Annotated in this window: 1 protein-coding gene; it reads right to left on the minus strand. The window is 58.1% G+C overall.

What is annotated here, in order from left to right; genetic code table 11:
* The coding region (gene istA / locus OKC40_RS22335; protein WP_270797013.1) for an IS21 family transposase at positions 1 to 1478 on the minus strand (1478 nt) is incomplete at its 3' end.
* Between the last annotated feature and the right edge of the window lie 203 nt (positions 1479 to 1681).

The following is a 1681-nucleotide window of genomic DNA, read 5'->3' on the forward strand; positions in this document are numbered from 1 at the left end:
TCCAGCCCGTGTTTGAGCATGTTGCGGATGTGGTGCAGCCGGTTGGCGCCGGTCAGATAGCCACGTAGACAGGCGGCCTCCAGCCGCGCCTTGCCATACTTTTTGCTCTGTCCCAGCAGGGCCTGACAAGGTCGCACGGCTTGGGCCGGATGCGCTGCCTGGCGGATAAAACTATCCACCCAATGCGTGGTATAGGGCCCGATGGACGCGGCCCAGCTCAGTAGGCGTTCAGGTGAGCACTCCAGCAGTGCCTGGTGATGCGCTGGCATATGGGCGGGCAGACTGCTGTGCTGGCCTTTGCGATGACTGCGTGGGTGCTGAGCGACGACCTTACCCGCGTGATACAGGGTGACCGTACGCTCCGCCAGATGGGCTTCCAGCCGCTTGCCCTGCAAGGCATAAGGGACCGAGTAATAGTGCTTCTCCAGGTCGACGTGGTAATCCTTGCCGACCAGCACCGACACCACTTTGGTGTACTGGTAGGGGTACGCTGGCAAGGGCTTGAGTGCTGGCGCATCGAGCTCGGCAAACATGGATGCGCGGCAACCGGGCAGCTTCTGGAAGGGTTTCTCATTGAGCCGGGTCAGTAACCCGGATATCCGTTGGTTAAGCTGAGCCAGGCTATGGAAGGTCTCATGGCGCAGTACCGCCAGGATCCAGCGGGTGACGATCTGTACCCCCACCTCGGCCTTGGATTTATCTTTCGGCTTGCGCGGCCTGGCGGGCATGATCGCTGTGCCGAAGTGAGCGGCCAGCATCTGGTAGGTGGGATTGAGATCCGGGTCAGTATTGCGTGCCACGCTGACCGCACTCTTCAAGCAATCAGGCACCACCAGTTGCGGGACGCCGCCGAAAAACTCAAAGGCCCGCTTGTGGCTCATCACCCAATCCTCAAGCTGTTGGGAGCGGGTGGCTTCAGCAAAGGTGTAGTTGGAGGCCCCGAGCACCGCGACGAAGACCTGGGCCCGATAGAGGATCTCACCGGTATGAGGATCCACGATGGGCATGGTCTGGCCACAGTAATCGACAAAGAGTTTTTCGCCCGCGATATGGGTCTGGCGCATCGACGGTTGCAGCACCGATGCCCACTCCTTATAGAGCCGACAGAAATGGTTGTAGCTGTAGTGGGCACCGTTATTGCGCTCGGCATACTCCTGCCACAGTAGCTCCAGCGTTACCCCTTTTTGACCGGGCTGTTTGAGCTCCTGATGGAGCACGGCCCAGTCAGGGAGCGGTTTGTGGCGGGTTTTGGACACCGCGCGGGTGCTGAGGAAGGCACGCTCCAGGGTGACATCATCCCAGCGCTCACAGAGCGGCCAGGTAGTGATATCCAACTGAGCAGCGCGATTGAGGTAATAGGAGACGGTGCTGGATGAGATATGCAGGCTGAGGGCGATCTGACGATGCGCCAGTTGAGCCTGATATTTGAGACGAAGGATTTCTTTGAGTTTTCTCACGGTGATAGGCCTCGCAGACATGCACTTTCCTCTTTTGGGTCCAGTTGGAAAGTGCGGGTTTAACGAAGCGGGGAGAAGAAGTCATCAATAACATTCATGCCGATCATGGTTTCCCATAGAGGAAAAAAGTGATCGGCCTGGGATGTTATTGGGCGATCGGCATGGATGTTATTGAGTGATCGGCATGAATGTTATTGAGCGATCGCCATGCGTGGGAATACGCA

This window comes from Aeromonas sp. QDB11 (genome assembly GCF_027705265.1).
Classification (GTDB): Bacteria; Pseudomonadota; Gammaproteobacteria; order Enterobacterales; family Aeromonadaceae; genus Aeromonas; species Aeromonas allosaccharophila.